The organism is Synechococcus sp. CCAP 1479/10 (genome assembly GCF_019038515.1).
In the GTDB taxonomy this organism is placed as follows: domain Bacteria; phylum Cyanobacteriota; class Cyanobacteriia; order PCC-6307; family Cyanobiaceae; genus Cyanobium.
The window spans coordinates 1-274 of record NZ_JAFKRJ010000093.1 but is presented as its reverse complement, the minus strand read 5'-3'; the positions used below and the strand labels follow the sequence as shown (position 1 = coordinate 274).

Here is a 274-nt window from a genome sequence, read left to right as displayed (position 1 = left end):
CCGCCGCACCCCGTAGCCGATCCCCACCATCAGCAGCGGGAACACCAGGTAGAACTGCTGCTCCACACCCAGCGACCAGGTGTGCAGGAACGGATTCAGATCCGAATCCGTGGCGAAGTAATCCAGCTGCCCCATCAGGTAGTTGTTCGACCACCCGAACAGCGCCTTGAGGGCGACGATGAAATAAGGCCCGCTCTCCAGCGGCGGGATCAGCATCGCCACCCCCAGGCTCGTCACCGCCAGGCACACCAGCAGGTTCGGCAGCAGACGCCGC

General features: G+C 64.2%; 1 pseudogene. It reads right to left on the bottom strand.

What is annotated here, in order from left to right:
- Nucleotides 1-274: pseudogene (locus KUG39_RS17800) on the bottom strand (acyltransferase family protein); the annotation flags it as partial.